This is a genomic window from Sphaerospermopsis reniformis, from assembly GCF_005402885.1.
Classification (GTDB): domain Bacteria; phylum Cyanobacteriota; class Cyanobacteriia; order Cyanobacteriales; family Nostocaceae; genus Sphaerospermopsis; species Sphaerospermopsis kisseleviana.
Genome location: NZ_BJCE01000349.1, coordinates 1 through 4060 on the forward strand (window position 1 = coordinate 1; position 4060 = coordinate 4060).

General features: G+C 36.2%; 1 protein-coding gene and 1 pseudogene. One reads left to right on the forward strand and one right to left on the reverse strand.

Going from position 1 to position 4060, the window contains the following annotated elements; genetic code table 11:
- Nucleotides 1–122 precede the first annotated feature (122 nt).
- Nucleotides 123–933 (forward strand): annotated as a pseudogene (locus tag FFR48_RS29740) (ISH3 family transposase); the annotation flags it as partial.
- A gap of 174 nt (nucleotides 934–1107) precedes the next feature.
- On the opposite strand, the gene FFR48_RS26070 reads toward FFR48_RS29740, so the two are convergent.
- On the reverse strand, nucleotides 1108–3693 hold the full coding sequence (locus tag FFR48_RS26070) for a GAF domain-containing protein (protein WP_137669363.1): 2586 nt from the start codon (nucleotides 3691–3693) through the stop codon (nucleotides 1108–1110).
- Nucleotides 3694–4060 lie beyond the last annotated feature (367 nt).

Genomic DNA, 4060 nt, shown 5'->3' on the forward strand with positions numbered 1-4060 from the left:
TACCCCTAGCGCGTTTTGGGTACATATGTATATAATTGGTAATATTTTTCATCTTTGGTAGAACCACGGTATATTTTCCATTTACCGTTCTACCATTTTTCCGTTATATATTTCGGACAGGTCTATTCGAGATTCTGGTCAAAGCAGCCAGCACTGGAGATAGTATCGAAAACACAGCTAAATTGTTAAAAAATATTCCGACAGCTAATGATATTAGATACCATTTAAATAAAATTAACAATTTTGAGGAATTAGAAGCGCAAATAAATCAAGCATTAAAAAGTCGAATTCCTTTAGGATTAAAAAAGGGGTGTTTGAAAATAGCGATTGATTTAAATTTAATTTGCTATTATGGTAAACCAACATCATCAGAATTACCCTACATATATCGAAGTGAAGCTAAATCTGGTACTAATTCATTTTATGCCTATGCCAGTTTATACGTTATTAGTAATAATAAGCGTGTAACCCTGGCAATAAGAGGTGTTCGCCAATTAGATACTAGTGTGGCTTTAATTACTTATTTATTAGCCGAACTTGAATCCCTAAAAATAAATGTAAAAAAACTCTATTTGGATAGGGGATTTTTTAATACTCCTGTAATTAGATGGTTACAGGCATTAGATATTCCCTTTCTTATGCCTGCTATCAAGACTGGAAAAAAAGGAGGAATCAAACAATTTCTCAAGGGTAAAAAAAGTTATAAAACTACCTATACCATTACAAGAGATAAAGATAATTTCGTCACATTTGATTTATGGATTGTCTGTAATCTGGGTGAATCTACTATGGCTCAAAATCAGTCGGAAAAGGAAAGGTAGTAGATTAATTTATCGCACACTTTTTACACTCAAACAGATGTTAGCCTTTTTATCTCAAGCCCTACAGAGGAAATATCAAATCGTTGAAAGCATTTATATTCCATCCGGTTAGCGTCAAGAAATTATTAACCAGCTAATCATAAGTAATTATTATCTATACTATGTCTGCTGATTAAGTATTGGGAATCAAAAAGTATTCTATACTGCACAGTATTTGGCGATCTCCCTTCAGGAAAAAACTTTTTGGTTTACTGATTCTTTCTCCTGAATAGCTGATGGCTGACTTTTATTTTTCATGAAAAGTCCAAACACCAGCATCCCAAGTTGTATCTGTGGGAGGTGTTTGTAGCCAATGTTGACAACGACTCAGATATAACATTGAAGCTTTATCATTATTATGAGCAGTTAAAGCTTTCACAAATTCCATTTGAGCCAGTGAAAACTGACGTTGCAGATAATACTCTCTTCCTTTCTGATAATGTTCAATTAGTTCTTGTTTGGCACTGTTAATAGAATCAGAACGCATTCCGATCAACTCATAGATAGATACAGGCTCATTTCTGCCTTTAACACGAATTAAATCTAGTTCCCTTGCCCAAATATCATCATGACAGAAGTTAAAGGTATTGTCGCTGATGATAATATCGCAACCATATTGTTTGCTAATACTTTCTAATCGAGAACCAAGATTGACACCATCACCAATAGCGGTAAATTCCATCCGCTTACTAGAACCGATATTACCACTAATTACAGTATCAGAATTAATGCCGATGCCGATTTTGATTTTTGATTGATTTAAGGCTTCTCGACGTTGATTTAATTCCTGCAAACGATAGCGCATTTCTAGAGAAGTTTCGACTGCCATACGGGCGTGTTTTTCTAAAGGTAAGGGAGAACCAAATACAGCCATAATGGCATCACCGATATATTTATCGAGAGTGCCTTTATGTCTAAATACAGCTTCTACCATTGATTCAAAATATTCATTAAGCATACTTACCACTTCCTCAGCTTGCATATTTTCTGTGAGGGTGGTATAGCCACGAATATCCGAGAATAAGATAGTAACTTCTTTGCGATCGCCTCCTAATTTAGCATCATCTAATTTGAGTAATTCTTCTGCCAACTCCTGAGTCATGTAACGGTACATGGTGCTTTTCAGACGCTTTTCATCGCTGATATCATCCATTACCACCAGTGCGCCACACACTTTATTTTCGTCATTCGCATCAGCAATAGTGTTGAGTGATAAATTAATGCTGTGCTGTTCTTGGGTAGTAGTTAGAAGTGTACGATCTGGATAATACTGCTGGGTATCTTTGACATCATTTGCAGCTAAAGCATCTGCAAACCATTGGCTAAAATCTCCGTCTTTAATATTGACAACATCACTAACTAATTTCCCCTCTAAACACGCCTCTGTAGAATAACCTAGTAAACGTTTAGCACTTTCATTAGCAGTGATAATATATCCAGACTTATCCGAGGAAATTACACCATTAGAAAGACTCCGCAAAATATCCCGCTGCATTTTTTCTTGCTGTTTGACTTTGGCAAACAATTGGGCATTTTGCAATGCTACACCCGCTTGAATATTAAAAGCTTCCATGAATACTTCATCATTGCCGTCAAAACTAGCTTGGAAGCATTCAGGAGGTTGAGGCCAAAGGGAGGGATTATAAGGTGCAAAATCTCCTCCTTTCTTTTTATTTACTAATTGAGTAACACCAATTAATTTTTGATCACTGTTAAATACTGGCATACACAACAGACTACAAGTGCGATAGCCATTTTCTTGATCTATTTTTTGGGCAGTTTGTGAATCTGGATGTTTATATAAATCAAAGGGAATATTTAAGGTTTTTCCAGATGCAGCAACGATCCCAGCAAAGCCTTTACCTATGGGTACTCGTAATTCTTTAGTTGTACCGTTATCTTGAGTAATTGTTGTCCATAATTCCTGGTGATCGCCATCTATCAACCACAGGGTACTGCGATCAGCATTCATCAATTCTTTAGCTTCATCCATTACCCGTTTTAGGGTATCTTTTAAATCTAAACTACTGTGACTTAAAGACTTAATCGCTTTCATCAAAGCTGCTGCGGCTCTTTGTTTTTGAGTAGCAATATAAAAAGAGCGAGACGACTCTAAAATCAGGCGAATTGACGGCGCAAAATCTTGAAATAATTTTTCATCTGCACTGGTAAACCCCTTTTTATCAATGCGTTCTTTCAGAGGATCATCGGGATTGTGTAGGTATTTTAATTTATTTAATAACTGCACTACCGCTACTAATTCTGCATTTTCATTTAATAGCGGTAAAGCTAACATTGTGTAAGTGCGGTAGCCATTTCTCTTGTCTTGTTCTTGAGCAAATTTTGACCGCACATCGTTATAAAAATCATAGGGAATATTGATGACTCGCTTAAAAGTTGCCACTTCCCCGGCAATACCTTTATCCGCTGGAATTCTAATTTCTAATGGTCGCTTTCCTTCCCCTTCTGCTAAAATAGACCAGAGTTGTTGTTTTTCTTCATCTAATAAAAATATCGTTGTCCGATCTGCTCCTAGTAATTCCCCTGTTTTCAAGGTAATTGAATGCAGCATTTCTGGAAGAATTGTTTCAAAACCTTTATAATCCAACATGGATAAGGTTTCGTTAACAATTTTCAATTTATGCTCAACTTCCTGAACTACTTGTTTAAAAGTATCCTGGGTTAAGGGAGCAAGAAACTGGGAAATCGTTCCTTTTCTGGTAGCCAGACTAACTACAGGTGAAGAGTGTGTTTGTACCTGATATGTTCCTTGGTGGTTAACACCAAAATTCAAATCCATTGTCTCTTCAGCATTGGGGTTTGGCGCTGACATAACTTTATTTGATATACTATGATTTAGTGTTGACGAAGGTTGAATTGGTCTAGAAAATTTATTATGTTAAGTTTCCGTTATAACTATCATTCCTTGACAGTATACCCTGTTCGTTAATCAATTGTTTAGCCCCATTGATCCTGTTGAGGATAGAGGCTGAAAATTTGATAATTCAAATTAGAGTTAAAAACTACTTGCATGGTGAAACAATCCTAGACGTGAAAGCAGAAAGGTTTACCAGTCATTAGACCTGTCCGAAAATTAAAAAGGCAGTCTGTGTATGGCTTTGAGGATGTTCTCATTTCAGCCAGACTTGACGTAATCATCAGGGCTAGAGATAGTTACTGTTAGTATAGCCCGGAAAAAA